A 248-nucleotide genomic window follows, 5' to 3' on the forward strand; every position below is an offset into this window, starting at 1 on the left:
CAGTGGCAAAACCGGCGGCTTCCAGCCACTGACCTTTCAGGGTGATGGCGGGAATACGGCTGTAATCCGGGTAGCGACTCGCATAACCGACGGTGACATGACGGTTATTTGCCGGGGAGACTTCTGCTTCGAACGGTTGTGCAATAGAATGCGTGTCAGTCATAACTGCTATTCTCCAGGAATAGTGATTGTGATTAGCGATGCGGGTGTGTTGGCGCACATCCGCACCGCGCTAAATACCTGTATAT

1 protein-coding gene is annotated in these 248 nt (G+C 52.8%); it reads right to left on the reverse strand.

What is annotated here, in order from left to right; genetic code table 11:
- The coding region (locus tag RVY79_RS22110; RefSeq protein ID WP_411161778.1) for a SymE family type I addiction module toxin at positions 1-163 on the reverse strand (163 nt) is incomplete at its 3' end.
- Positions 164-248 lie beyond the last annotated feature (85 nt).

Source organism: Chromohalobacter sp. HP20-39, from assembly GCF_033052815.1.
In the GTDB taxonomy this organism is placed as follows: Bacteria; Pseudomonadota; Gammaproteobacteria; order Pseudomonadales; family Halomonadaceae; genus Chromohalobacter.